Annotated in this window: 22 protein-coding genes; 19 read left to right on the top strand and 3 right to left on the bottom strand. The window is 49.1% G+C overall.

Going from position 1 to position 24,553, the window contains the following annotated elements; all coding sequences use genetic code 11:
• Positions 1–65 precede the first annotated feature (65 nt).
• The 6 genes from DHL47_RS03355 to DHL47_RS03330 all read left to right on the top strand — a co-directional run bounded on the left by DHL47_RS03355 (position 66) and on the right by DHL47_RS03330 (position 8,006).
• Entirely contained in the window at positions 66–614 is a 549-nt protein-coding gene (locus DHL47_RS03355; RefSeq protein WP_209550897.1) for a DJ-1 family glyoxalase III, read from the top strand.
• Positions 615–1,622: 1,008 nt separating this feature from the next.
• Complete coding sequence (locus tag DHL47_RS03350; RefSeq protein ID WP_338060079.1) at positions 1,623–2,189, top strand: HAD-IA family hydrolase; 567 nt, start codon at positions 1,623–1,625, stop codon at positions 2,187–2,189.
• Between the two features lie 12 nt (positions 2,190–2,201).
• Positions 2,202–4,151 carry a DNA topoisomerase (ATP-hydrolyzing) subunit B gene (gene gyrB / locus DHL47_RS03345; protein WP_128835961.1) on the top strand — a complete coding sequence of 650 codons (1,950 nt, stop codon included), beginning with the start codon at positions 2,202–2,204 and terminating at the stop codon, positions 4,149–4,151.
• Positions 4,152–4,394: 243 nt separating this feature from the next.
• Positions 4,395–6,119, top strand: coding sequence for a septation ring formation regulator EzrA (ezrA, locus tag DHL47_RS03340; RefSeq protein ID WP_209550895.1), 1,725 nt, complete (start codon positions 4,395–4,397; stop codon positions 6,117–6,119).
• A gap of 111 nt (positions 6,120–6,230) precedes the next feature.
• The gene (serB, locus tag DHL47_RS03335; RefSeq protein ID WP_128836316.1) at positions 6,231–6,878 is read left to right on the top strand and encodes a phosphoserine phosphatase SerB; all 648 of its coding nucleotides are present in this window, start codon (positions 6,231–6,233) and stop codon (positions 6,876–6,878) included.
• Positions 6,879–6,887: 9 nt separating this feature from the next.
• Positions 6,888–8,006, top strand: coding sequence for a glycerate kinase (locus DHL47_RS03330; protein WP_209550894.1), 1,119 nt, complete (start codon positions 6,888–6,890; stop codon positions 8,004–8,006).
• On the opposite strand, the gene DHL47_RS03325 is transcribed toward DHL47_RS03330, so the two are convergent.
• Positions 8,003–8,341, bottom strand: coding sequence for a nuclear transport factor 2 family protein (locus tag DHL47_RS03325; RefSeq protein WP_209550893.1), 339 nt, complete (start codon positions 8,339–8,341; stop codon positions 8,003–8,005). The genes DHL47_RS03330 and DHL47_RS03325 overlap by 4 nt on opposite strands.
• Positions 8,342–8,797, bottom strand: coding sequence for a DUF1694 domain-containing protein (locus tag DHL47_RS03320; RefSeq protein WP_128835966.1), 456 nt, complete (start codon positions 8,795–8,797; stop codon positions 8,342–8,344). It abuts the gene before it with no gap.
• Positions 8,798–8,991: 194 nt separating this feature from the next.
• Here DHL47_RS03320 and eno point away from each other — a divergent pair, with 194 nt between their 5' ends.
• A complete protein-coding gene (gene eno / locus DHL47_RS03315; protein ID WP_128835969.1) occupies positions 8,992–10,296 on the top strand; it encodes a surface-displayed alpha-enolase in 1,305 nt (434 codons plus the stop codon).
• A gap of 80 nt (positions 10,297–10,376) precedes the next feature.
• Complete coding sequence (locus DHL47_RS03310; protein WP_209550892.1) at positions 10,377–10,967, top strand: hypothetical protein; 591 nt, start codon at positions 10,377–10,379, stop codon at positions 10,965–10,967.
• 112 nt (positions 10,968–11,079) lie between these two features.
• Here the strand turns inward: DHL47_RS03310 and DHL47_RS03305 are convergent, their stop codons facing one another.
• Positions 11,080–12,090 carry a lactonase family protein gene (locus tag DHL47_RS03305; RefSeq protein WP_128835974.1) on the bottom strand — a complete coding sequence of 337 codons (1,011 nt, stop codon included), beginning with the start codon at positions 12,088–12,090 and terminating at the stop codon, positions 11,080–11,082.
• A 342-nt stretch (positions 12,091–12,432) separates the two neighbouring features.
• Here DHL47_RS03305 and DHL47_RS03300 point away from each other — a divergent pair, with 342 nt between their 5' ends.
• The 11 genes from DHL47_RS03300 to DHL47_RS03250 all read left to right on the top strand — a co-directional run bounded on the left by DHL47_RS03300 (position 12,433) and on the right by DHL47_RS03250 (position 24,518).
• Complete coding sequence (locus DHL47_RS03300) at positions 12,433–12,699, top strand: hypothetical protein (protein WP_128835976.1); 267 nt, start codon at positions 12,433–12,435, stop codon at positions 12,697–12,699.
• A 28-nt stretch (positions 12,700–12,727) separates the two neighbouring features.
• On the top strand, positions 12,728–13,993 hold the full coding sequence (locus tag DHL47_RS03295) for an efflux RND transporter periplasmic adaptor subunit (RefSeq protein WP_209550891.1): 1,266 nt from the start codon (positions 12,728–12,730) through the stop codon (positions 13,991–13,993).
• The gene (locus DHL47_RS03290; RefSeq protein ID WP_128835980.1) at positions 13,980–14,654 is read left to right on the top strand and encodes an ABC transporter ATP-binding protein; all 675 of its coding nucleotides are present in this window, start codon (positions 13,980–13,982) and stop codon (positions 14,652–14,654) included. Before DHL47_RS03295 ends, DHL47_RS03290 begins: the two co-directional genes overlap by 14 nt.
• A gap of 12 nt (positions 14,655–14,666) precedes the next feature.
• Complete coding sequence (locus DHL47_RS03285) at positions 14,667–15,884, top strand: ABC transporter permease (RefSeq protein ID WP_209550890.1); 1,218 nt, start codon at positions 14,667–14,669, stop codon at positions 15,882–15,884.
• A gap of 273 nt (positions 15,885–16,157) precedes the next feature.
• Positions 16,158–16,814 carry a response regulator transcription factor gene (locus DHL47_RS03280; protein WP_209550889.1) on the top strand — a complete coding sequence of 219 codons (657 nt, stop codon included), beginning with the start codon at positions 16,158–16,160 and terminating at the stop codon, positions 16,812–16,814.
• Positions 16,811–18,184, top strand: coding sequence for a sensor histidine kinase (locus DHL47_RS03275; RefSeq protein ID WP_209550888.1), 1,374 nt, complete (start codon positions 16,811–16,813; stop codon positions 18,182–18,184). Before DHL47_RS03280 ends, DHL47_RS03275 begins: the two co-directional genes overlap by 4 nt.
• Positions 18,185–18,651: 467 nt before the next feature.
• Positions 18,652–19,836 (top strand): AI-2E family transporter, encoded by a 1,185-nt coding sequence (locus tag DHL47_RS03270; RefSeq protein WP_128835984.1) that lies wholly within the window; start codon positions 18,652–18,654, stop codon positions 19,834–19,836.
• A complete protein-coding gene (locus DHL47_RS03265) occupies positions 19,826–21,055 on the top strand; it encodes a tetratricopeptide repeat protein (RefSeq protein WP_209550887.1) in 1,230 nt (409 codons plus the stop codon). The genes DHL47_RS03270 and DHL47_RS03265 overlap by 11 nt, the downstream gene beginning before the upstream one ends.
• 83 nt (positions 21,056–21,138) lie before the next feature.
• Complete coding sequence (gene alsS, locus DHL47_RS03260) at positions 21,139–22,803, top strand: acetolactate synthase AlsS (RefSeq protein ID WP_128835988.1); 1,665 nt, start codon at positions 21,139–21,141, stop codon at positions 22,801–22,803.
• 31 nt (positions 22,804–22,834) lie between these two features.
• A complete protein-coding gene (budA, locus tag DHL47_RS03255) occupies positions 22,835–23,554 on the top strand; it encodes an acetolactate decarboxylase (protein ID WP_128835990.1) in 720 nt (239 codons plus the stop codon).
• 472 nt (positions 23,555–24,026) lie between these two features.
• Entirely contained in the window at positions 24,027–24,518 is a 492-nt protein-coding gene (locus DHL47_RS03250; RefSeq protein WP_209550886.1) for a flavodoxin family protein, read from the top strand.
• Positions 24,519–24,553: the final 35 nt, after the last annotated feature.

The following is a 24,553-nucleotide window of genomic DNA, read 5'->3' as shown; positions in this document are numbered from 1 at the left end:
TTGGCCGACAGTCAGCAGCCGTGGTGCGCGGCTGCTGCCAGCCCTCATTTTAGAAAGGAAAGCTTATGAAAAAAATAGCATTACTCTTAGCTCCCGGTTTTGAAGAAATTGAAGCCTTGACGGTAGTTGATGTCCTGCGCCGGGCAGGAATGACCTGCCACATGATTGGATTTGCAGCAACCGTGACTGGTTCGCACGGTATTACCGTTCAGGCAGACCAAGTATGGAGCGGCCGGCTGGAGGATTATGATATGGTTGTTCTGCCGGGCGGCATGCCGGGCTCAGCCAATCTTCGCGATGATGACCGGCTGATGCAGGAACTGCGCAGCTTCCAGGAAAAGGGGAAGTTTACAGCAGCTATCTGCGCAGCACCGATTGCCCTCAGCCGTGCAGGCCTGCTCAAAGGAAAGGACTTCACTTGCTATGACGGTGTTCAGGAAGGGATTGAGGACGGAAACTACCGCAAAGAGACCGTAGTCGTTGACGGCAGCCTGATTACCAGCCGCGGTCCCTCGACTGCTCTGGCCTTTGCCTATGAGCTGGTTCGCCAGCTGGGCGGAGATGCAGACCAACTGGCCGCTGCCATGCTCTATACAGATCTATTTGGCCAATAGGCCTTTCATGGCAAAAGCGATTTATCAAAGAGACCTGTTCGGAAACGGATCCGCCTTCTTCTTTTGCATTTCTTGGCTAAGAAGAGACAGCAGCCAATTCCCGAACCCCTTGCCTGCATCTTGAAAAAGATGATACTGCGAGCTTCCAATGGTCTGGAAGGATGGCGCAGCCATCGTGGGAGACTGCCCATCGCCCGATTTTGGCACTGTTGGCGGCAGAAGGCAATCTGGGGAAAAGAGAACATTTCCGAATCAGTTTAATATAGACTCTACCGCCATTTAGTTTATCTTTATATTGCTAGTTCACTTTGCCGTATATCAGTACAGCATGAGGATTGCTGACGTGGTTTGAATTTAGTATAAGAGTAAACTAAAAGACTAGATACTACTGGCCGAATCCAGCAAAGGGCACTTCCTGTTTTTGGAGGTGTTTTTTGCTGAAGAGGCGCTTTGCACAGGGGCTTGCCTGCCAAGCAAGAACAGCGAAAGTCAAAGAGCCTCGTCAGGCTGTTTAGACTGTCATCCTCCGCCTTGCTCCAACCGCCCAATCCTGGAAATGAGCAAGCGAGGCAAAGAGCTTGGGACGATATCATTATTTAGTTTATCTTTATATCGTCCTTTAGTTTATCTTTTATTACTTTGTTAGCTCGCCTTGCCGTACGCCAGTACTGTCTGCGGCTCGCTGCCTCGTACTAAAAGCAAACTAAAAGACTATATTGCTTTGTTAGTTCACTTTGCCGTAGGCCAGTACAGCTGACACTTCCTAACGGAAGCTTTATCTTTTGAGCAGCTCGCAGCCTTTCATTTTCTTATTTCAAGATGATAGGCTGAAACGGTTCCCCTTCGGGGGAGTGGAGTGCTGAAGCTGCCGTCCGCTCTTGCTTGAGAAAAAGGATATGAATCTAAGTTTAAATGGGTATGAAATCTCTTTTGAAAGAATGGCTTTAACAGGCAGATTCTGGTAAATATTCGCACCTTTTTTGCAAAAAATATGATATAATGAAAGGTATGAATTATCAAGATTACATCTGGGATTTAGGTGGAACGCTCTTGGATAATTATGAAACTTCGACGGCAGCCTTTGTCCATACTTTGCAGAAGTTTGGCAAGTCAGCCGGCCATGATGAGGTTTATCGGGCCTTGAAGGTTTCTACGGATTATGCCGTTCAGCAGTTTGCTTCCCAAGAAAAGGACTTTTTACAGCTCTATAAGGCCAGCGAAGCAGAAGAGCTGGAACATCCTGTCTTATTTGACGGGGCGGCAGAGCTGCTCGAGCGGATTGTGGCCAAGGGCGGCCGGAATTTCCTGATTTCCCACCGAGGCAGTCAGGTCTGGGAAATTCTGAGCAAGACCGGCATTGCTGCTGCTTTTACTGAGGTGGTCACAGCGGATAATGGCTTTGAGAGAAAGCCCAGTCCGGCCTCCATGCTCTATTTAAAAGACAAGTACCGGATTGCTGCGGGTTTAGTGATTGGAGACCGTCCTCTGGACATGGAGGCTGGTCAGGCAGCAGGATTTGACACCTATCTTTTTGACAGTATGCAGCATCTTGAAGAATTTATAGCCATTGATTAGAAAAGGAACACTATGACAGAAGAAAAGCAACAAGACATACAAGCGCAGGAATATGACGCCAGTCAGATTCAGGTCTTAGAAGGCTTGGAAGCCGTTCGGATGCGTCCGGGCATGTATATCGGTTCGACCTCCAAGGAAGGTCTGCACCATTTGGTTTGGGAAATTGTTGACAATTCCATTGACGAAGCTTTGGCTGGTTTTGCCAGTCACATTCAGGTCTTTATTGAAAAAGACAATTCCATCACGGTTGTGGACAATGGGCGCGGCATCCCTGTCGATATTCAGGAAAAGACCGGCCGGCCGGCTGTGGAAACCGTCTTTACCGTCCTTCACGCCGGAGGCAAATTCGGCGGCGGCGGCTACAAGGTCTCAGGAGGTCTGCACGGGGTTGGTTCTTCCGTTGTAAATGCCCTCTCGACCCAGCTGGATGTCCGCGTTTATAAAAACGGTCAGATTCATTTTCAGGAGTACCGCCGCGGTCAGGTCGTGGCTGATCTGGAGATTATCGGAGAAACAGACCGCTCCGGTACCACGGTCCATTTCACACCGGATCCGGAAATTTTCACTGAAACAGTCGAATTTGATTTTGAAAAGCTCAACAAGCGGGTGCAGGAGCTGGCCTTCCTTAACCGCGGCCTCAGAATTTCTATCTCTGATAAGCGGGAAGGGCTGGAGCAGACCAAGGACTACCACTATGAGGGCGGAATTGCCAGCTATGTCCAGTACATCAATGAAAATAAGGATGTCATTTTTGAAACGCCTATTTATACAGACGGGGAGATGAACGATATCACCGTGGAAGTAGCCATGCAGTACACGACCGGCTACCATGAAACGGTTATGAGCTTTGCCAACAATATCCATACCCATGAGGGCGGAACGCACGAGCAAGGCTTCCGTACTGCCCTGACGCGGGTCATCAATGACTATGCCAAGAAAAACAAGCTGCTGAAAGAAAATGAGGACAATCTGACCGGTGAGGATGTCCGGGAAGGCCTGACAGCTGTTATTTCGGTCAAACACCCCAATCCTCAGTTTGAGGGACAGACCAAGACCAAGCTGGGCAACAGCGAAGTGGTCAAGATTACCAACCGTCTCTTCAGTGAAGCTTTTTCAGACTTCCTCTTGGAAAATCCTGCGGTTGCTAAGAAAATCGTAGAAAAAGGGATTTTGGCCTCTAAGGCACGTATCGCAGCGAAGCGGGCCCGGGAAGTAACCCGCAAGAAGTCCGGTCTGGAAATTTCCAATCTGCCCGGCAAACTGGCCGACTGTTCGTCCAATAATCCGGCAGAGACCGAACTCTTTATCGTAGAGGGAGATTCAGCCGGCGGTTCAGCCAAGTCCGGCCGCAACCGGGAATTTCAGGCCATCCTGCCGATTCGCGGTAAGATTCTTAATGTCGAGAAGGCCAGCATGGACAAAATCCTGGCCAATGAAGAAATCCGCAGTCTCTTTACAGCGATGGGAACAGGCTTTGGTGCTGATTTTGATGTCAGCAAGGCCCGCTACCAGAAATTGGTCATCATGACCGATGCCGACGTGGACGGTGCCCATATCCGGACCCTGCTTCTGACCCTGATATACCGCTATATGAAGCCGGTTTTGGAAGCTGGATTTGTCTATATCGCCCAGCCGCCTATCTATGGCGTTAAGGTCGGAAGCGATGTCAAAGAGTATATCCAGCCCGGGGCCAATCAGGAAGAAGAGCTGCAGGCTGCTTTGGCCCGCTACAGCGAGGGCCGTTCCAAACCCACCATTCAGCGCTACAAGGGGCTGGGGGAAATGGATGACCACCAGCTATGGGAGACGACTATGAATCCTGAACACCGCTTAATGGCGCAGGTTTCTGTGGATGATGCCGCAGAGGCTGACAGGATTTTTGATATGCTCATGGGCGACCGTGTCGAACCGCGCCGAGAATTTATCGAAGAAAATGCAGTGTACAGTACACTTGATGTCTAAAAAAATCAGAAAAATCAACCATTACTGACAAAATTATGATATAATCAGTATGTTTGCTATATATAGTCTTATGGTTTGCTTTTAGGCGGCTGAAACAAGAGCAGAAGAGCGGCCTTGAAAACATCTGGTCAAGGGCATGCTGCCGCAGCCAAGCACAGGCATTCTCAGACTTAGCGAAGCTGGGCTGAAAACAGCATAAAAGCCGGACTGAATGACTATAGTAACAATATGAAGGAGTTTTGTATGTCTATTGGACTAATTATTCTCATTATTGTGGTAGCTCTGCTTTTGATTCTAGGGTACTTTACTGCAGTTTTGATGAGAAAAAGAAATGAAGCTCTACTTCAAAAATTGGAAGATAGAAAAGAAGAACTCTACAATCTTCCTGTAAACGATGAAGTGGAAGCTGTAAAAAATATGCACTTGATTGGACAGAGTCAGGTGACTTTCCGGGAATGGAATCAGAAATGGGTGGACCTGTCTCTCAATTCATTTGCGGATATTGAAAATAATCTCTTTGAAGCAGAGGGCTATAATAATTCTTTCCGTTTCATGAAAGCCAAGCATGCTATTGGTAATATCGAAAGTCAGATTGACTTGATTGATGAGGATATCAAGCTCATTCGCCGGGCTCTGGAAGACTTGGAAAAGCAGGAGTCTAAGAACAGCGGCCGCGTGCTGCACGCTCTGGATCTCTTTGACAAACTGCAGGTTCGGGTGGCTGACCATTCAGATTCTTATGGTCAGGCCCTGCCTGAGATTGAAAAGCAGCTGGAGCATATTCAGTCAGAGTTTTCTCAGTTTGTCACCCTCAATTCTTCGGGTGACCCAGTTGAGGCGGCTGAAATCTTAGATAAGGCAGAGGATCATATTCTGGCACTGACCCATATCGTAGAGAAAGTGCCGTCCATCGTCGAAGAGCTGACGGTCAAACTGCCTGATCAGCTGGAAGACTTGGAGTCCGGCCACCGCAAATTACTGGAGTCTGGCTACCATTTCATTGAAACAGATCTGGAATCACGTTTTCAGCAGCTGCATGCCAGCTTCAAGCGCAATGAAAGCAATATTGCTGCCTTAGAGCTGGACAATGCTGAGTATGAAAATGAACAGGCTCAGGAAGAAATCAACGCCCTTTATGCTGTTTTCACTAAGGAAATCGAAGCGCATAAGGTCGTTGAAAAACTGATTAAAAATCTCCCCAGCTATCTGGCTCATACTAAGGAAAATAACCAGCAGCTGCAGCAGGAAATGGACCGTCTGTCTCAGACCTTCCTTCTGACTGAACCTGAAACGTCACATGTCAAGGAGCTGCAGGCTGAGCTGTCTGCTCAGGAAGATGTAGTGCTGGGAGCAGTAGAAGACTCTTCTGACAGTAAGCAGGCCTATTCTGTCCTGCAGGAAGAGCTGGAAGCCATCCAAGAGCGCCTGAAAGAAATTGAAGACGAGCAAATCTCTTTGGGAGACGAATTGGCTGAAATTGAAAAAGACGACGCCAATGCCCGTCAGAAGGTCAATATCTATGCTAATAAACTGCATACAATCAAGCGCTACATGGAGAAACGCAACCTACCGGGCATTCCTCAGTCCTTCCTGAAAATCTTCTTTGCGACCAGCAATAACATTGAAGAACTGGTGGGCGAGCTGGAAGCCAAGCAGGTGAACATTGAATCGGTTAACCGCTGGCTGGAAATTCTGACCAATGATATGCACGAGCTGGAAACAGAAACCTACCGTATCGTTCAGAATGCGACGCTGACAGAGCAGCTGCTGCAATACTCCAATCGCTATCGTTCTTTTGACGATAATGTTCAGGAAGCTTTCAATGAATCGCTCTATGTTTTTGAGCATAACTTTGACTATGCCAAATCCTTGGATGTGATTTCCAAAGCTCTGGATATTGTAGAGCCAGGCGTTACAGAGCGCTTTGTGACCTCTTATGAGAAAACACGCGAAAATATTCGTTTTTAAAAGCTCCTGCGGGAGCTTTTTCTTTTGCAGTACGGAGCGTTAAGTCAGGGCTTGTCTTGTATCAGAAATTTCGGTATAATACAACAAACATGGAAAGTATGAGGTGAAATGATGCGACAGGTAAAAGGTCTCTTGGTCATGGATGTCGACAGTACCCTGATTAGGGAAGAAGGAATTGACTTGCTGGGAGAGGAAGCAGGAGTCGGCTCTCAGGTTGCAGCTATTACGGAGCGGGCTATGCGAGGAGAGCTGGACTTTGAGGCAGCCTTGCGTGAGCGGGTTGCTCTGCTGAAAGGCCTGCCAGACAGCATCTTTTCTCGGATTGCGGAGCGTATCCACTTCACGCCAGGGGCTCAGGAGCTGGTCAATGAGCTGCATAGACGCGGTTATAAGGTCGGTCTGGTGTCGGGCGGTTTTCACGAAACGGTAGACAGTCTGGCTGCGCAGCTGGGGATTGACTATGTCAAGGCCAATCGTCTGGAAATCCAACAAGGCTGCCTGACCGGTCAGGTATTAGGGGAGATTGTCACCAAGGAAACCAAGCTGGCTATGCTGCAGGCCTGGGCAGCAGAAAATGATTTGGAATTAAATCAAACGATTGCCATGGGAGACGGAGCCAATGACCTGCCCATGATTCAGGCGGCGGGACTGGGGATTGCCTTTATGGCCAAGCCGATTGTGTGCGAGCAGGCGCCTTATCGGATTGAGGAGTGCAATCTCTATCGGGTGATTGACCTCTTGGATCAGAGAGAGCAATAGGAGGCAAGTATGCATATTCTGATTGCACCGGATTCTTTCAAGGAAAGCCTGTCGGCTCCGCAGGCAGCGCAGGCTTTACAGGAGGGATTTTCGCAGGCGCTGCCGGATGCGACTTTTGACTTGCTGCCGATTGGCGACGGCGGTGAGGGGACCATGGCTGCGCTGGCAGCTGCTTTGGGCTGGGCTGAGTTTTATCATACGGTGACCGGCCCCTTTGGCCAGCCGGTCAAGATGACTTATGCCAGACAAGGTCAGCAGGCTCTTTTTGAAATGGCTGATTTGGTTGGTCTGGCCTCCATTCCGCAGGAAAAACGAAATCCCCTAGTAATTGAGACCAGAGGATTGGGAGAGCTGATTCTCCATTTGGCGGGTGAAGGGGTCAGAAAGATGCTGGTCGGGGTCGGCGGCTCGGCCAGCAATGACGGCGGTATCGGGTTGGCAGCAGGCCTAGGCTATGAGTTTTACGATAGTGATCAGCATGTGCTGCGGCCGGTCGGCTCTTCTCTGGGCCGGGCTGCCCGGATTTCTGCTCAGCATGTCCCTGCCGTCCTGAAAGAGCTGGAGATTGAAATATTGACGGATGTGACCAATCCTCTCTGCGGTCCTCAGGGAGCAGCTTATATGTTCGGCGGCCAAAAGGGGCTGCCGGATCTGCTCTTCGCCCAGACCGATCAGGCTATGAGGCAGTTTTATGAGTTGGCCAATCCAGCTGTTTTCGGTTTGGCAGGAGCAGGCGCCGGAGGCGGGATGGCTGCGGGCCTGGTCACTTTTGCCGGCGGAAAAATCGTTTCAGGCATTGAAACCTGCCTAGATTTACTGGATTTTGATGAAAGAGTCAAAAAAGCAGACTTGGTAGTCGTGGGTGAAGGACGGATGGACCGTCAGTCCTTGGCCGGGAAAGCTCCAGTCGGTATCGCCCGGAGAACGCCTCAAGGCATACCGGTACTGGCTGTTTGCGGCAGTTTAGCAGCAGATTTGCCAGCTTTTCCGGCAGAAAATATAGCGGCGGCTTTTCCCATCATGGCTCAGGCCGACAGCCTGCCCGCCGTTCTGGCGCAGGCTGAGGTCAACCTGATTCGAACGGCCAGAAACATTGGCAATGTACTGAAGATGAAAAAAAGCGGTTAGTCCGCTTTTTTCAGTACATATTCCCTTTCTCTGACAATCAAGCCGTCTTCAAAATAGAAGATGTCGCACGAGAGGTCACCGAGATTATTCTTCAAAATGGTGACAATCTGATGTTGGTCAGGACTGAGATGATAATGGCTGCATTGGAATTGAACAGGGTTATTCCGGTAGGCCATTTGGATCCTAGCCAGATAGTCCGCTTTCCCACAGATGACCTCAAGACTGTCGCTCTGCAGTTCCCAGACAACCTGCTCGGCCAGAAAAGTCTGATATGTGTCCCAGTCTCGCTGATTTTCGGCCTCAAAAAAGGCCAGCAGTCTGTCAATGTTTTTCATTTATTTAAATAATTTCTCCCAGAAAGAAGGCTTTTTCTGCTGCAGGGCCGCTTTTTCCTCGGTATGGAGGAGGCCGGCAAAGTGCCGCAGCATTTCTTTTTCGTCCACCTCCACCGGCTGGTCGCTGTGAATGACCAGACCGAAAGGAGAGGCTTGGCAGTCAGCTGAAACGATGCTGGCCTGGCAGCCCAGTTCCTTGGCTGTTTTCAGATAGAAAATCTGATTGCTGGATTCCACTTGGGGAGAGATTTTGACGGTCACAGGGCTGTAGTCCTCTATGATTTTCACCAGCATTTCCTTAAAATGACTGCGAATCAGCGAACTGTTGGCTTCTTCAACTGAGCAGTCGGCAATGACGCGTTCTTCAAATGTTTCTAAGTATTTCCGCTGTTCATCAGGGCTGCATTTAGCGCCGCCGTTTGCTTTTTCCATAATTACTTTATCGATGTCTGTCATGCTTCCAGTATAACATAATTATGTTGATTTTTCTCTTTGGAAATCTGCAAATCCCTTTTTATCAGGGAGTTGCAATCGCTTGCAAGCAAATTATTGTGATTTTTTATGCAAAGCCATTATTTTTCCTTGAAAAAAAGGCGTTTTTAGGGTATCATAGACTAGTAAATAATTTTAAATAATAAGGAGAGTAAGAAATGTCAATTATTACTGATGTTTACGCTCGCGAAGTCCTCGACTCACGCGGAAACCCAACACTTGAAGTAGAAGTTTATACTGAATCAGGTGCTTTCGGACGCGGTATGGTTCCTTCAGGAGCTTCTACTGGTGAACATGAAGCTGTGGAACTTCGTGATGGAGATAAATCCCGTTACGGTGGTCTTGGTACACAAAAGGCAGTGGACAACGTAAACAATGTGATTGCTGAAGCAATCATCGGTTACGATGTCCGTGAGCAGCAAGCTATTGACCGTGCAATGATTGCTCTTGACGGTACTCCTAATAAAGGAAAACTGGGTGCCAATGCAATCCTTGGTGTGTCTATTGCTGTAGCACGTGCTGCTGCTGACTATCTTGAAGTTCCGCTTTACAGCTACCTTGGCGGCTTCAATACAAAAGTTCTTCCAACTCCAATGATGAACATCATCAACGGCGGTTCTCACTCAGATGCTCCAATCGCTTTCCAAGAGTTCATGATTCTGCCAGTTGGCGCTCCAACTTTCAAAGAAGCGCTGCGTTACGGTGCTGAAATCTTCCACGCTCTGAAGAAAATCCTCAAATCACGCGGCCTGGAAACTGCCGTTGGTGACGAAGGCGGATTTGCTCCTCGCTTTGAAGGAACTGAAGATGGCGTAGAAACAATCATCGCTGCGATTGAAGCTGCTGGCTATGTACCAGGCAAAGACGTATTCATCGGATTTGACTGCGCGTCATCAGAATTCTACGATAAAGAACGTAAAGTATACGACTACACTAAATTTGAAGGTGAAGGCGCTGCTGTTCGTACATCTGCAGAGCAAATCGACTACCTGGAAGAATTGGTCAACAAATACCCAATCATCACTATCGAAGACGGTATGGATGAAAACGACTGGGATGGCTGGAAAGCTCTTACTGAACGTCTTGGCAAGAAAGTACAGCTGGTTGGTGACGACTTCTTCGTAACAAACACTGACTACCTTGCACGCGGTATCAAAGAAGGTGCTGCTAACTCCATCCTGATCAAGGTGAACCAAATCGGTACTTTGACTGAAACTTTTGAAGCGATTGAAATGGCTAAAGAAGCTGGTTACACTGCAGTTGTATCACACCGTTCAGGTGAAACTGAAGATTCAACCATCGCTGACATTGCCGTTGCAACTAACGCAGGTCAAATCAAGACTGGTTCACTTTCACGTACAGACCGTATTGCTAAATACAACCAATTGCTTCGTATCGAAGATCAACTTGGTGAAGTTGCTCAATACAAAGGTCTTCAAGCTTTCTACAACTTGAAAAAATAATTCATTCAGATTGAATGAATTAAGGGTCCCTCAAGCTTGACTTGAGGGATTTTTGAATAAAGTAAAGGGAGACTCGGGAGATGATTTATTTTCTTCTCTATATTCTAAGCAGAGAGTTGCCAGCTCTTATTCTCTTGGTTGTTGGACTTCTTGTATCTAATCGATGGAAGTCGAGGAATCTGGCGCCTTTGGTGGTTATTTTATTCTTTTTGATTACCAGTATATTGTGGAAACCTCAGTTGAGTCCGTGGCTTGCTTTTCTCTTTTTATTCCTCGCTTTCTATTTATTGATTAAAAGATACAAATGGGTTCTTTATCCTGCTCTTGCTTTAGGTTTGTTGCTGTTGGCAGTTTCTCCAATAATTGGCTTATTTTTTACAATTTATGTTCCAGTAAGCCATTATGCCTATCTTGAGGAAAAAGGGCAGACGGTAGTGGTTCGAGAAGACTACTATGGAGCTTTTTTTAGTGATAGTAATATAGAGATTATAACTTATGGCGAAGGGAAACTTATACCAGTAAATGTAAAGCAGTATGATAATGTTCCTATGCATGAATTTAATGAAGGTAAAGATGTTAACGAAGAAGCTTTTCTTGCTCAATCGCTAACAAGAGAACGATTAGAAGAATTAAAAGATTTTATGAAGGAGAGAGATTCTCGTAGAAGATAGTGAAAATAAGAGCCCTTGAGTTGTTTTCTCAGGGGCTCTTATTTTGCAGTCTTTTGAATCATGATGCAGGTTTCATTATTTGCTGCTAGGAGCAGTGACGGGACTTAGCAGTTTATTTAAAGGTCAGGCAAACAGCTTCCGGAACATAGAAGTCATGTGAGATTTCGGTCAGTTTCCCTGTTTCGGCATCGCGTTTGAAGACTGTAGCGTTGTCAGAGTCTTGGTGAACTGCGATGATATAGTTTTGGTCTGGGGTGATGTTAAAGTCCCGCGGATTTTGGCCATTAGTTGGGACAATGTCAGCCAGCTCCAAGCTGCCGTCGGCCAAGATGCTGTAAACAGCGATCGAGTCGTGGCCGCGGTTGGAGCCGTAGAGAAACTTGCCGTCAGCAGAGAGGCGGATAGCAGCTGTTCCGTTTGCTCCGTCAAAGTCCGCTGGCAGAGTGGAGATGGTCTGCAGGTGCTCAAAGTGGCCAACTCCATCGTAAATCAAGACTTCAATGGTTGAGTTGAGCTCGCAGATGAGATAGGCTATCTTGTAGTGAGGATGAAAGACGATATGGCGGGCTCCAGCGCCAGCGGCGCATTTATAGGTGTCTAGGGGAGTTATTTTTCCATCTTCGGCTACATCATAGGTAGTCACTTGGTCAGTTCCTAGGTCGCAGGTAATCAGGTATTGGTCTGGGGTGAGATCTGCATAGTGGACATGGGCGGAGGCTTGGTTGGCATGCGGTCCCTGGCCTTCATGGGTGTCAGAATCAGCCAGTTCCAGCCGGCCGTCAGCCAAGCGTCTGTAGACCAAGACCTGTCCCTTATGATAGTTGGCCCCGTAAACCAGACTGCGCTCTTCGTCGACTGCTACATAGCAGAGCGGAGCCCCCTCTTGGACGACATGGTTGAGCAGCTGAGCTTTTTGGTCGTAGGCAGCAATCCCGCCAGCTCCGTCTTCTGCGCCTACCGTGTAAAGATGGCCGGCCTGATCAAAAGCCAGATAAGTGGGGCTGGGCTCTTGGGCGACCAAGGTCAGGTTTGCCAGTTCTCCCTTGGAGGGGTCAAAGTCTGCCTTGTAGATCCCCTTGGAATCTCTGCGGGTATAGGTTCCGAAATAAATCGTTTGTGTCATTGCATTACCTCTTTTAGATTGGACTTATTCTTATTATACCATAAAAGCAGATAAGCGGGTTTGCTTGCAGAGGATATGCCTGCTTTTCAAAAGGATAGTATCAGCAGGAAAAAACAGACAAAAAACAGATAGCGGGTAGGAAGGGGATAGATGGCTTTGTTAGAATAGAATTGTTCAAAAAATATCGTCATTTAGTTTATCTTTTATTACTTTGTTAGCTCGTCTTGCTGTACGCCAGTATTGTCTGCAGCTCGCTGCCTCGTACTAAAAGCAAACTAAAAGACTATAATAACTGTCAGGAAGCTTTCATCTTCCTGCTTGCTCAAACAAAGGAGAAGACAAATGAACTCAAAAAAATTTGCGATGCTTGTAGCCCTTATCGGAATGTCTGGATTCTTTTTAGCCGCATGCGGCAATAAAAATGCCGACAATAAGGAAGTAATGGACGGCAAAGAAGTGGACTTTAAAAAAGACGCGGTCGATCAGAAAACCAAGACCGTTGACGGCAAGGAAGTCACAGAATACACCATGCCAGACGGCAATGTCATTCAGATTCCAGCTGATGGTGAGGAAATCCCAGAAGACGAATCTGGATCAGCTGATAAATAAAGTATAAGACGTGTAGGCTGGAGGCAATATGTTTCGAAGAAAAAAAATGAATCGTAAGACCATTCTATTGGGCAGCGCGGTCATTCTCGCTTGTGCTGGGCTGGGAGGCTACCTGCTTCTTAGACAGGTCAATCAACAGGAGGCCATGCAAATGGCAGACAGGAAGATTGATTCGCTGAAGGTCCAGGAAGCTGTCTATAACAGCAAAAAAACAAGCCTGGTTTTATCTGGGGAAGTCGTTGCTAACAATAGCAGTAAGGTCAAGATTGACCCTTCTAAGGGGGAAGTCAAGGAAGTCTTTGTCAAAAATGGCGACACCGTCACACAGGGGCAGCCCCTCTTTTCCTATGTGACAGAGCAGGAATTGACAGCCCAATCGGCTCAATACGACGCTCAGTCCAAGGCCAACAGCATTACGGCGGCTCAAAACAGCGCTGCCATCAAGTGGGAAACCTATAACCGCAAGCTGGCCAGCCTCAATGCTCTCAAGGACCAGTACAATGCCAGTCAGGACGAGTCCCTGCTGGAGCAGATCAAGTCCGCCGAAGATGAGCTGGCTCAGGCGCTCAGCGATGCCAAGACTGCGGACAATGAGGTGACGACAGCCCAGATCGAGGCTGAGAAGGCTCAGGTGACAGCCCAGACAGAGTCAGACCGAATGAAGTATGATACCGTCACGGCCGATACTGCCGGAACAATTACCTCTATGAACGAAGACCTGCCGACCCAGTCCAAGGCCAAAAAGGAAGAAGAAAACTTCATCGAAATCATGGATAAGTCCAAGACTCTGGTCAAGGGCTCGGTCAGCGAATTTGACCGTGAGAAGCTCAGCGTGGGCCAGAAAGTGGAAGTCGTGGACCGCAAAGATCCTAAGAAGCGCTGGAGCGGCACGGTGACCCAGGTCGGCAGTCTGACAGCAGAAAATACTTCCAATAATAATGGTGGGAATAAACAACAGGAAAACCCCAACCAAGGCAAGTACCCTTATACTGTCGAGCTGGATCAGGGGGGCGATATGCCGCTGGTCGGCTCTCACTCTTACGTCAATATCATGGAAAATGCTCCCGAAGCCGGTAAGCTGGTGGTCAATCAGTCCTATACTTTCAGCAAAAACGGCAAGACCTATGTCTGGAAGGTAGAGGGCAAGACCCTGAAGATGCAGGAAGTCAAGACCAAAAAAGTCTCCGACCGTTTGGTAGAGATCACGGACGGTTTGAGCCTGCAGGACACCATTTCGACACCGCGAAAGGGTATGGAAGAAGGGATGGAGGTAGGTCAGCATGTTAAAGCTTAAGGACATCCACAAGTCTTATCGGCAGGGCAGTCAGGAGTTCCCGATTTTAAAAGGCATCGATCTGCATGTAAAGGAAGGGGATTTTCTAGCCATCATGGGGCCGTCTGGCTCTGGCAAGTCCACCCTGATGAACATCATCGGCTGTCTGGACAAGGCAAGCTCAGGCTCTTATCATATCGAAGGGACTGATGTCTCTGAGCTGTCGGACAATCAGCTGTCCGATCTGCGCAATCAGAAGATTGGCTTTGTTTTCCAGAACTTCAACCTCATGCCCAAGCTGACAGCCTGCCAAAATGTAGAGCTGCCGCTGACTTATATGAAAATCTCAAAAAAGGAAAGAAGGGAGCGGGCCATGGACATGCTGCGGCTGGTCGGTCTGGAAGAGCGGAGCGGCTTTAAGCCCATGGAGCTGTCCGGCGGGCAGAAGCAGCGGGTGGCTATTGCGCGGGCCTTGGTCACCAATCCCAGCTTTATCCTGGGTGATGAGCCGACTGGGGCCTTAGATACTAAGACCAGTGTTCAGATTATGGATCTCTTCAAGCAGTTTAATGACGAGGGCAAAACCATTGTCATCATTACCCACGAGCCCGAAGTAGCCCAGCTATGCAAGGAGACGGTGGTCCTGCGGGATGGCAATATAGAGACCAAGGCCATCGGATAGAGAGGAGGCTGTATGGAAGATATTTTTGTAGCCCTGAATTCAATCTTGTCGCATAAAATGCGCTCCATGCTGACCATGCTGGGCATTATCATCGGGATTGGGGCCATTATTGCAATCTTTTCCATCATTGAGGGCAATACGGAAAATACCAAGCGCCAGCTGATTGGCGGCAGCAACAATACCATCAAGGTCGTCTACGACAAGAAAAGTGCCATCGATCCCTCTATCCCAGAGAAAGCCCAAGCTCAGAAGCCCTCTTATATCCCTTTTATGGGAGAGGAGGTATTAAGCAAGATCAAGGAAATCTCTGGAGTCAAAAATGCCCTGATGACTTACGGGACAGACGAGAAACTTTACTATCTGAGCAAGAAGTCGTCCGGCAAGGTCCAGGCCGTTTCGCAGACAGCAGCAGACATCATGCAGCTGCGCCTCTTGGAAGGAGAGGGCTTTGAGTCAGCAGCCTTTAAAAATCAAGAGCAGGTGACCTATCTGGAAAAGAGTCTCTACGACAGCCTGTTTCCTCAGGGAGACGGCATCGGTAAGTATGTGGAGGTTTTGGGCAATCCTTTTAAGGTCATCGGGGTTTTTGAGTCCAAGGAGCAAAGCGGCCTAACAGCAGGAGCTGAAAAAACAGCCTATATCCCTCTGCAGCAGTGGCACCGGATTTTTGATACCATCAATGTCAATCCGGAAGTGACAGTCCAGACCCACAAGGCCGATGATCTGAAGAAGGCAGCCAAGAAAGTCAGTGACTATCTCAACCAGCAGATACCGCCGTCAGACTATATGTTTGGTGTGCTCAATCTGCAGGAATTTGAGCGCCAGCTGGATAATCTCAATCAGTCCAACTTTGTCCTGCTGGCCGGCATTGCCAGTATTTCCCTGCTGGTCGGCGGTATCGGTGTCATGAATATCATGCTGGTGTCGGTGACTGAGCGGACCCGTGAGATTGGGATTAAAAAGGCTCTGGGGGCTCGGCGCAAGATCATTCTCAAGCAGTTTCTGATTGAGGCGGTCATCCTGACTCTCATGGGCGGGATGATTGGCGTGCTTGCTGGTATTGCCTCGGGCTTTGCTATTACGCAATCGCTGGCCTATCCTTATATTTTATCCCTCTTTTCGGTCTTTGTCAGTTTGCTCTTTTGTTGTATAATAGGAGTAGTATTTGGTCTTCTGCCGGCTGTCAAGGCCTCCAAGCTGGATCCGATCGAGGCTCTGCGATTTGAATAAGCCCACATGCTGCAAGCTCCAATAGTGGGGCTGCTGGAGCGAACGACGGTTGGCGTGGATTCTCAAAGAATCTGCCGTCTGCCGCCGCTTGAGAGAAGGATGCGAAGCTAAAAATAAAAAGAGTATCAGAGTCTGCCCTCATGTCTGCTGCTGCCGGGACTGTGAATCCCATTGTTTGAGAATGAGCCGGCAAGAGCACAAAAGCAGATCAGGAGCAGGCGTGCTGGACCAGCTGCTGGAAAGGCCAAACAAGTACAAGGAGAAAAAGAACGTATGCACAGAATTTTAGTAGTGGAAGACGATAGCACCATCAATCAGGTTATCTGCGAGTTTTTAAAGGAAAGCCGGTACGAGGTTAAGCCGGTATTTGACGGCGGGGAAGCCCTGCAGGCTTTTGAGTCAGAGTCCTTTGACTTGGTGATTTTGGATATGATGCTGCCTACTAAAAGCGGTTTGGAAGTGCTGAAAGAAATCCGCAAGACCTCACAGATTCCGGTCATGATCCTGACAGCGCTGGATGATGAGTATACTCAGCTGGTCAGCTTTAACCATCTTATCAGCGACTATGTTACCAAGCCTTTTTCACCGCTGATTCTGGTCAAGCGGATTGAAAATATCCTGCGCCGAAATGCGCTTCCTTCAGAAATTATCATCGGTGATTTAAGGGTTTCTCTGGATGACTGTACGGTTTACTGGCAGGAGCAGAAGATGGCCCTGACCAAAAAGGAGTTTGAAATCCTGCAGGCTCTGGCTAAGCGCAAGGGACATCTGGTGACGCGCGACCAACTGATGAACGGCATCTGGGGCTACAGCGAGCTGGACAGCCGGGTGCTGGACAACCATATCAAGAATATCCGCAAGAAAATCCCGGGGCTGCCGCTTAAAACCATCACCGGCATGGGCTACCAGCTGGGAGGAGAAGAAGAGTGAAAATTGTCAAAAAGAATTTTCTTCTGACCTCCTCTATCATCTTTGTCGTGGTGACGGTTGTGCTGGCCTCTCTCTACTTTGCCATGCCGCTCTACTACCAGCAGGTCAAAAGCAGTGAAGCCCGGCGGGAGTTTGATCAGGTTGCCCGGCAGATAAAGGGAAAGTCCCGTCAGGAAATCGGTGAACTCTTAACGGACTACAGCAAAAAAAGCAATCAAATCTGGTTCACGCTGCTGGCCAAGGACAATACCATTCTTTATCCTTCTGTGGAGAGCGGTGCAGAGGATTCTCTGCAGCTGACCATTGTTCCGACCATTGCCAACAGCGACTATGAAAGCAAAACTCTGACGGAAACGATTGCGGCAGCAGATGGTCAGGAGCTGACTCTGAACGGTGAGTATTCCCTGCAGCCGGTGTCGGATGCCAGCCGCATTCTGCTCAATCTCTACCCCTTTGTGCTGCTGCTGTCGCTCAGTCTGGGGGGGATTGCTGCCTATCTGTACAGCCGTGCCTCCAGTCAGCGGATCAAGGCTATTTCCAGAAGTACCCGGCAGATGATCAGCCTGGCTCCGGATGTGGTTTGTCCGGTCAAAGGCCGGGATGAAATTGCCGAGCTGGCTGATGATATCAATCGCCTCTACGCCAATCTGCTGACCAGTATGGAGGCCCTGCGGCAGGAAAATGAAAAGGTGGCCGAAAGCGAGCGGGAGAAGGCGGAATTTCTGCGCATGACCTCGCACGAGCTCAAGACCCCTATTACCAGCATGATGGGCATGGTTGACGGCATGATATACGGAGTCGGTGAGTTCAAGGACCGTGACCGCTATCTGCAGAAGTGCCGGGAAATTCTGGAAGAGCAGTCGGACTTGGTCCAATCCATCCTGGCCATTTCTAAGCTGGAGATGCAGACAGAAAAGGAGCAGGAAGTCTTCTCCCTCAAGCAGCTGCTGGAGGAAAACCTAGGCAGCTACCGGATTTTAGCGGATGTGCGGCACTACCATTTTCAGGTGGAGCTGGCAGAAGCAAGGGTCAAGGGCAATCGGACTTACCTGCTCAAGGCTATCAAGAATCTTCTGGACAATGCCTTTCATTATACAGTGGCGGGCGGACAGATAGTCCTCCGGCTGGAAAGCGGACAGCTAATCATCGAAAATGAAGCGGAGCGGGTACTGGATCAGACTCAGATTCAGCAGATTTTTCAGCCTTTTTACCGGCCGGATTACAGCCGCAACCGCAAGGATGGCGGCACTGGTCTGGGACTCTTCATCGTTCAGCAGATTTTGGACAAGCATGGTCTGAGCTATCTGTTTGAGGCTGTGGATCTGAAAGCCATGCGGTTCACTATTTTTCTGCCGTCCATGGAGAGCTAACCCTCTGCCAAAACCTCAGACGATACTTCTTGGCGGCAGCTCTATCCGCAAGATCAGAGCAGTGCTTGAGCCTGTGCTGCCCTTCCTTAGCTTGTTGGTTTTTGATGTTCATCGGCTATAAGCAGCTCTATTCCTGAAGAGGAGTTTCATAGGCTCTTGGATGCAAGAGTTACGGATGCTGCGGTTGATAGTGAAGAGAGCGGGGGGTGCTGACTGGCTGGGACTGCAGCAAAGCAGAGCGCTTCGAAACTGTAACAGCCTGCCTGCAGTGAGAAGGATTCAAAATAAATAGAAAACGAATGAATGATGGCTGAGCCCTTGTCACCTGCCCTTATCATTCGTTTTTTGCTTCTTCATCTCCAGGAAAATCTTCTGCAATTAGGCAGGAATAGACAGCATTTGAGTATGAGCTGAGAATTTTTCTGAAAAAAATGTTACAATGAAGTGACATGGTAAAGGAGAAGGATATGGAACACAAAGAAAAAGATTTCAGCCTGTCTTGGTTTTTTAAATGGTTCTTAGATAACAAAGCAATTACAGTCTTTTTAGTGACTTTACTGCTGGGACTCAATATTTTTATTCTCAGTAAAATCACCTTTATTTTCACCCCGATTCTTGAATTTCTGACTGTTATTATGCTGCCGGTCATTCTGGCCGGGCTGCTTTATTATCTGCTCAATCCCATTGTGGACTTTATGGAAAGGCATAAAATCAATCGGCTGGTGGCCATTACCCTTGTCTTTGTGCTGATAGCTTTTTTGATTGTCTGGGGGCTGGCTGTGGCGATTCCCAGCCTGCAGCACCAGATGATGACCTTTGTCAAGAATGTGCCGGCCTATCTGAAAGAAGCGGAACGGTTTATTGACAATGTGCTGACAAATTATATCTCGGAGGATGTCAAGCCGCAGCTGGAGGAGTTTACCAGCAATCTGTCCAGCCAGATTACAGACTGGGCCAGCAATTTTTCCTCGCGGGCAGTCAACTGGGCCAGCAATCTCATCAGCACCACCTCGCAGATTGTGGTGGCGATTATTATCATGCCCTTTATCCTCTTTTATCTCCTGCGGGACGGTAAAAATCTGCGGTCCTATGTGGTGCAGTTCCTTCCGACCAAGTTTCGCGATTCTTTTGGTCAGGTGATGACCGATGTCAATACCCAGCTGGCTAACTATGTACGCGGTCAGGTGACGGTTGCTATTATTGTGGCGGTCATGTTTATCATCTTTTTCAAGATTATCGGTCTGCGCTACGGGGTGACGCTGGGCGTGATTGCGGGCATCCTCAATCTGGTCCCTTATCTGGGAAGTTTTCTGGCCATGCTGCCGGCGTTGGCTATCGCCCTTATTGCCGGCGGGCCCATCATGTTGGCTAAGACAATCCTTGTTTTCATCATTGAGCAGACCATCGAAGGCCGTTTCGTTTCTCCCTTGGTTCTGGGCAGTCAGCTCAGCATTCATCCCATTACGATTTTATTCGTATTGCTGACATCGGGATCCATGTTTGGGATTTGGGGGGTATTCTTGGGAATACCGGTCTATGCCTCGGCCAAGGTAGCCATTGCCGCTCTCTTTAAGTGGTACAGAAAGGTCAGCGGTCTCTATGAGGATGATTCTCAGCAAGCAGCAGAAATAGGAGAAGCCAGTGAGCAATAGTCAGAACATGCTGGAAGCCCTGCAGCATCAAGATCTGGTCCAGGCGGACAAGTATTTTGAAGCGGCGTTGGCCAGTGACAGTCAGGAAGAATTATTGGATCTAGCCGATTACTTGGAAAGTATCGGTTTTTTCCCGCAGGCCAAGCGGATTTATGAAAAATTGGCCCCTCTTTATCCTGAGTCCTATATCAGCTTGGCAGCCATTGCCAGCGATGACGGGGAGCTGGAGGAAGCGTTTGCCTATCTGGAGGAGATTGAGCCAGACAGTCCGCTCTATCCTGCGGCTCTTCTGGCCAAGGCAGATCTCTATCAAATGGAGGGCCTGCCCGATGTGGCCAGAGAGAAACTGGCCGCTGCAGCACAGCTGACCGAGGAGCCCTTGGTGACTTTTGGCCTGGCGGAGATAGATCTGGAGCTGGGGAATTTTTCGCAGGCGATTCAGGAATATGCCAGTCTGGATAACCGCTCCGTTTACCAGCAGACTGGGGTTTCGACCTACCAGCGGATCGGTCTCTGCTATGCCAGTCTGGGGAAGTTTGAAGCAGCCATTGAGTTTCTGGAAAAGGCTATTGAGCTGGAATATGATGACAGGGCAGTCTATGAACTGGCCAGCCTGCTCTGCGAGCAGGAGGAATACCAAAAAGCCAGTCTCTATTTTAAGCAGCTGGACACGATTTCGCCGGATTTTGAAGGCTATGAATACGGCTATGCCCTGTCTCTGCATGCTGAGCACAAGACAGAAGCAGCTTTGGCTATAGCAAAACAGGGTCTGGATAAGAATCCCTTCGATACCCGCCTCCTGCTGCTGGCTTCCCAGCTCTCCTATGAGCTCCATGATGAGAAGGCAGCGGAAGCCTATCTTCTGCAGGCCGCTGAAAATGCGGATGACATAGAAGAGGCAGCTCTGCGCCTGACCACTCTTTACTTGGAGCAGGAACGCTATGACGAGGTTCTGGCTTTTGAGGGGCAGGATGTGGACAATGTCCTGACACGATGGAATCTGGCGCGTGCCTATCAGGCCTTGGAAAATCTGGACCGGGCAGCGGAAGCCTACGACGGGCTGGCCCGTGATCTGCAGGAAAATCCAGAATTTCTGGAGAGCTATACCTATCTGCTGCGGGAGCTGGGCCGCTTTGAAGAGGCGAAAGTTCAGGCTCAGAAATATCTCAAGCTGGTGCCGGATGACGGCGGGATGCAGGATGTGCTTGACAGTTTGTAAAATCTTTAACAAGCGCTTTCTTAGAATCTTTTAAGTCACCTGTGTTATAATGTTTGTCATGAAAATCAGGAAGGAATGAGAAAATGACAGAAAAATTTGGAGCAGATCTGATTGTTGACAGTTTAATCAATCACAAGGTAGACTATGTTTTTGGCATCCCGGGTGCCAAGATTGACCGGGTTTTTGATACCTTGGAAGACAAGGGACCGGAGCTGATTGTAGCCCGCCATGAGCAGAATGCTGCCTTTATGGCTCAGGGGATTGGCCGGATTACCGGAGAGCCGGGGGTCGTCATCGCAACCAGCGGACCCGGTGCGTCCAATCTGGCGACAGGTCTGGTAACGGCAACGGCAGAGGGCGACCCTGTTTTGGCACTGGCTGGTCAGGTCAAGCGCTCGGACCTGCTGAAGCGGGCCCACCAGTCTATGGACAATGCGGCCCTTTTTAAGCCGATTACCAAGTATTCGGTAGAGGTTCAGGACGGCAATACCTTATCGGAAATTATTGCCAATGCTTACCGCCACGCCAAGTCTGGAATGCCGGGAGCCAGCTTTATCTCTATCCCCCAGGATGTAGTTGACAGCCCGGTCAAGGTCAAGGCTATCAAGCCGCTGACGGATCCTCAGCTGGGCTCCAGCTCAGTAGCCGATATTAATTATCTGGCTCAGGCGATTAAAAACGCTGTCCTGCCGGTGCTCTTGCTGGGCAACGGCGCTTCCAATGCTACCGTAACAGCTGCACTCCGCCGGCTTTTGGAGCAGGTCCAGCTGCCAGTGGTGGAAACCTTCCAAGGAGCCGGCATTGTGTCCCGGGAGCTGGAAGAAGACACCTTCTTTGGACGGGTGGGGCTCTTCCGCAATCAGCCGGGCGATATGCTGCTGAAGAAGTCGGATCTGGTCATCGCTATCGGCTACGATCCCATTGAATATGAAGCCCGCAACTGGAATGCTGAAATCTCTGCCCGCATTGTTGTCATTGATGTGGAGCCGGCTGAGATTGATACCTACTTCCAGCCTGAGCGTGAGCTGATTGGGGATATTGCCAATACGCTGGATTTGCTGCTGCCTGCAGTCAACGGCTACCAGCTGCCGGAAGGCTCCAGAGAATACCTGCAGAGCCTGCGCAATAAGATGGATGGCGATGTCAAGTTTGACCGCAGTCAGACCGAGCCCGGCCGTCTGCATCCGCTGGACATCATTGAGGTCCTGCAGGCAAATGCCAAGGATGACATGACGGTGACAGTGGATGTGGGAACCCACTATATCTGGATGGCCCGTTATTTTAAGAGCTATGAGCCTAGACATCTGCTCTTTTCAAATGGAATGCAGACGCTGGGGGTGGCCCTGCCTTGGGCCATTTCCGCAGCTCTGGTCCGTCCCAATACCAAGATTATCTCAGTATCCGGAGACGGCGGCTTTCTCTTTTCGGCCCAGGAGCTGGAAACAGCTGTCCGCCTTCAGCTGCCCATTGTCCACATTATCTGGAATGACGGCCGCTACAATATGGTCGAATTTCAGGAAGAGATGAAATACGGCCGTTCGTCCGGTGTTGACTTTGGTCCGGTTGATTTTGTAAAATACGCAGAAAGCTTTGGAGCCAAAGGCTTCCGTGCAACTTCTCAGCAGGAGTTTGCAGATTTGCTGCAGGCTGCCTTTGAGGAAAAGGGGCCGGTCATCATTGACCTGCCGGTTGACTACAAGGACAGCAGCACTCTGGGAGAGACTATTTTGCCGGATGAGTTTTATTAGTTAGAAAAAGGTTGATAGAAAAGGAGAAAAAATGGCAGAGCCAGTAAAATTATTTCAATACAATACTCTGGGAGCTCTCATGGCCGGGCTTTATGACGGCAGCATGACGATTGGTGAGCTGCTGCAGTACGGAGATTTGGGCCTGGGGACTCTGGACTCCATTGATGGTGAGCTGATTGTGCTGGATGGCAAGGCCTATCAGGCCAAGGGGTCAGGCGACCAGCTGGAAGTGGTCGAGCTGGCAGACGATGTGACGGTTCCCTATGCAGCTGTAGTGCCTCATCAAGCCGAGGTTATTTTCCGCCAGCGCTTTGAGATGGATGATCAGGAGCTGGAAAAGCGGATTGAGTCTTACTATGACGGAGAAAATCTTTTCCGCTCTATCAAGATTCACGGAGATTTTGCCCATATGCATGTCCGGATGATTCCGAAGTCAACCACTGAGCGAAAATTTGCGGAAGTGGCCGTCAACCAGCCTGAATACAGCAAGGACAATGTGTCGGGGACCATTGTCGGCATTTGGACACCGGAAATTTTCCATGGGGTCAGTCTGGCGGGCTATCATCTGCATTTTGTATCCGATGACCTGACCTTTGGCGGTCATGTCATGGACTTTGTCATCAGAGAAGGCATTGTCGAGCTGGGAGCGGTTGATCAGCTGGATCAGCGCTTTCCGGTGCAGGACCGCAAGTATCTGTTTGCTAAGTTTAATATGGATGAGATGAGAGAAGATATTGATCGGGTTGAATAGCATTGATAGCTGAAGAATATCGGGCTGATACTGCTCAAGAACTCTGCAAATCAGGCCAGCGCCGCCTTGCTCTGGCAGTCCGGAGGAGTGGGAAAGAACGCCAAACAAGTCAAAAGAGTTGGTCTTCCCCCTCCGCACAGCTCATCAATCAGGGAATGATGGTCTGAGCTGGTGAATACAGCCAAACAAAGCATGCTGTCAAAACAGCGGCTTGTAAGAGCTGATTTATCAACGAATGAGAAGCTGTTCAGCAGGGGGGTGATGGCGCTAAAGCGCTTGATGAACTGTGCAGGGGGAGATGTTGGTTGACCAAAGTCAACAAAATCTCCCCCCCAACCACTGCAACTTGCAATCAAACGATAGAAATAGACGAAGCTGGGTAGGGTTGTCCCAGCTTCTTTTGTCAGCCGTTGTTTGCTGAGCTTTTTTCTGCTATAATAACGATAGGAATAAATCCAAGATAGGAGAAGCCATGATTTATCTAATCAATGCCAGCCCCAACAAAAACGGCAATAGTGTGCAGTTAGCCCGCCTCTTTCTGAAAGGCCGAAAATATGAGACCTTGGATTTGGTGGACTTTCATATTGAGCAGTACGGTCAGAAAGCAGAGCAGGACCAGTTTTTTCAGGTTTATGAAAAACTGACAGAGGCCGATGTCTGGGTCTTTACCAGCCCCATCTATTGGTGGTCTTTTTCGGGTTTGCTCAAAACTTTCTTAGACAGGGTTGCTGACATCCCCTATCCGCCGGAGGCTCTCAGGGGCAAGCAGCTTTTCTTTCTCCTGCAGGGTTCTCAGCCCAGTAAGGAGATTGAAATGCTGGACTATGCCATGCACCGTTTCTGTCGCAATTACGGACTTAAATACCAGGGACTGGCGGTCACCAATTATGAACTGCAAGAGATTGAGGGCTGGGAGCTGGCGCCTCTGCAGCAGAAATTGGAGAAGCTCCTTGCGGACAAATAAGAAAAAAGATTCCTTCGCGAATCTTTTTTTATGGC

It is taken from the genome of Streptococcus panodentis (assembly GCF_017884005.1).
Taxonomy (GTDB): Bacteria; Bacillota; Bacilli; order Lactobacillales; family Streptococcaceae; genus Streptococcus; species Streptococcus panodentis.
The sequence above is the reverse complement of the archived record's forward strand: the minus strand, read 5'-3'. Positions and strand labels throughout refer to the sequence as shown.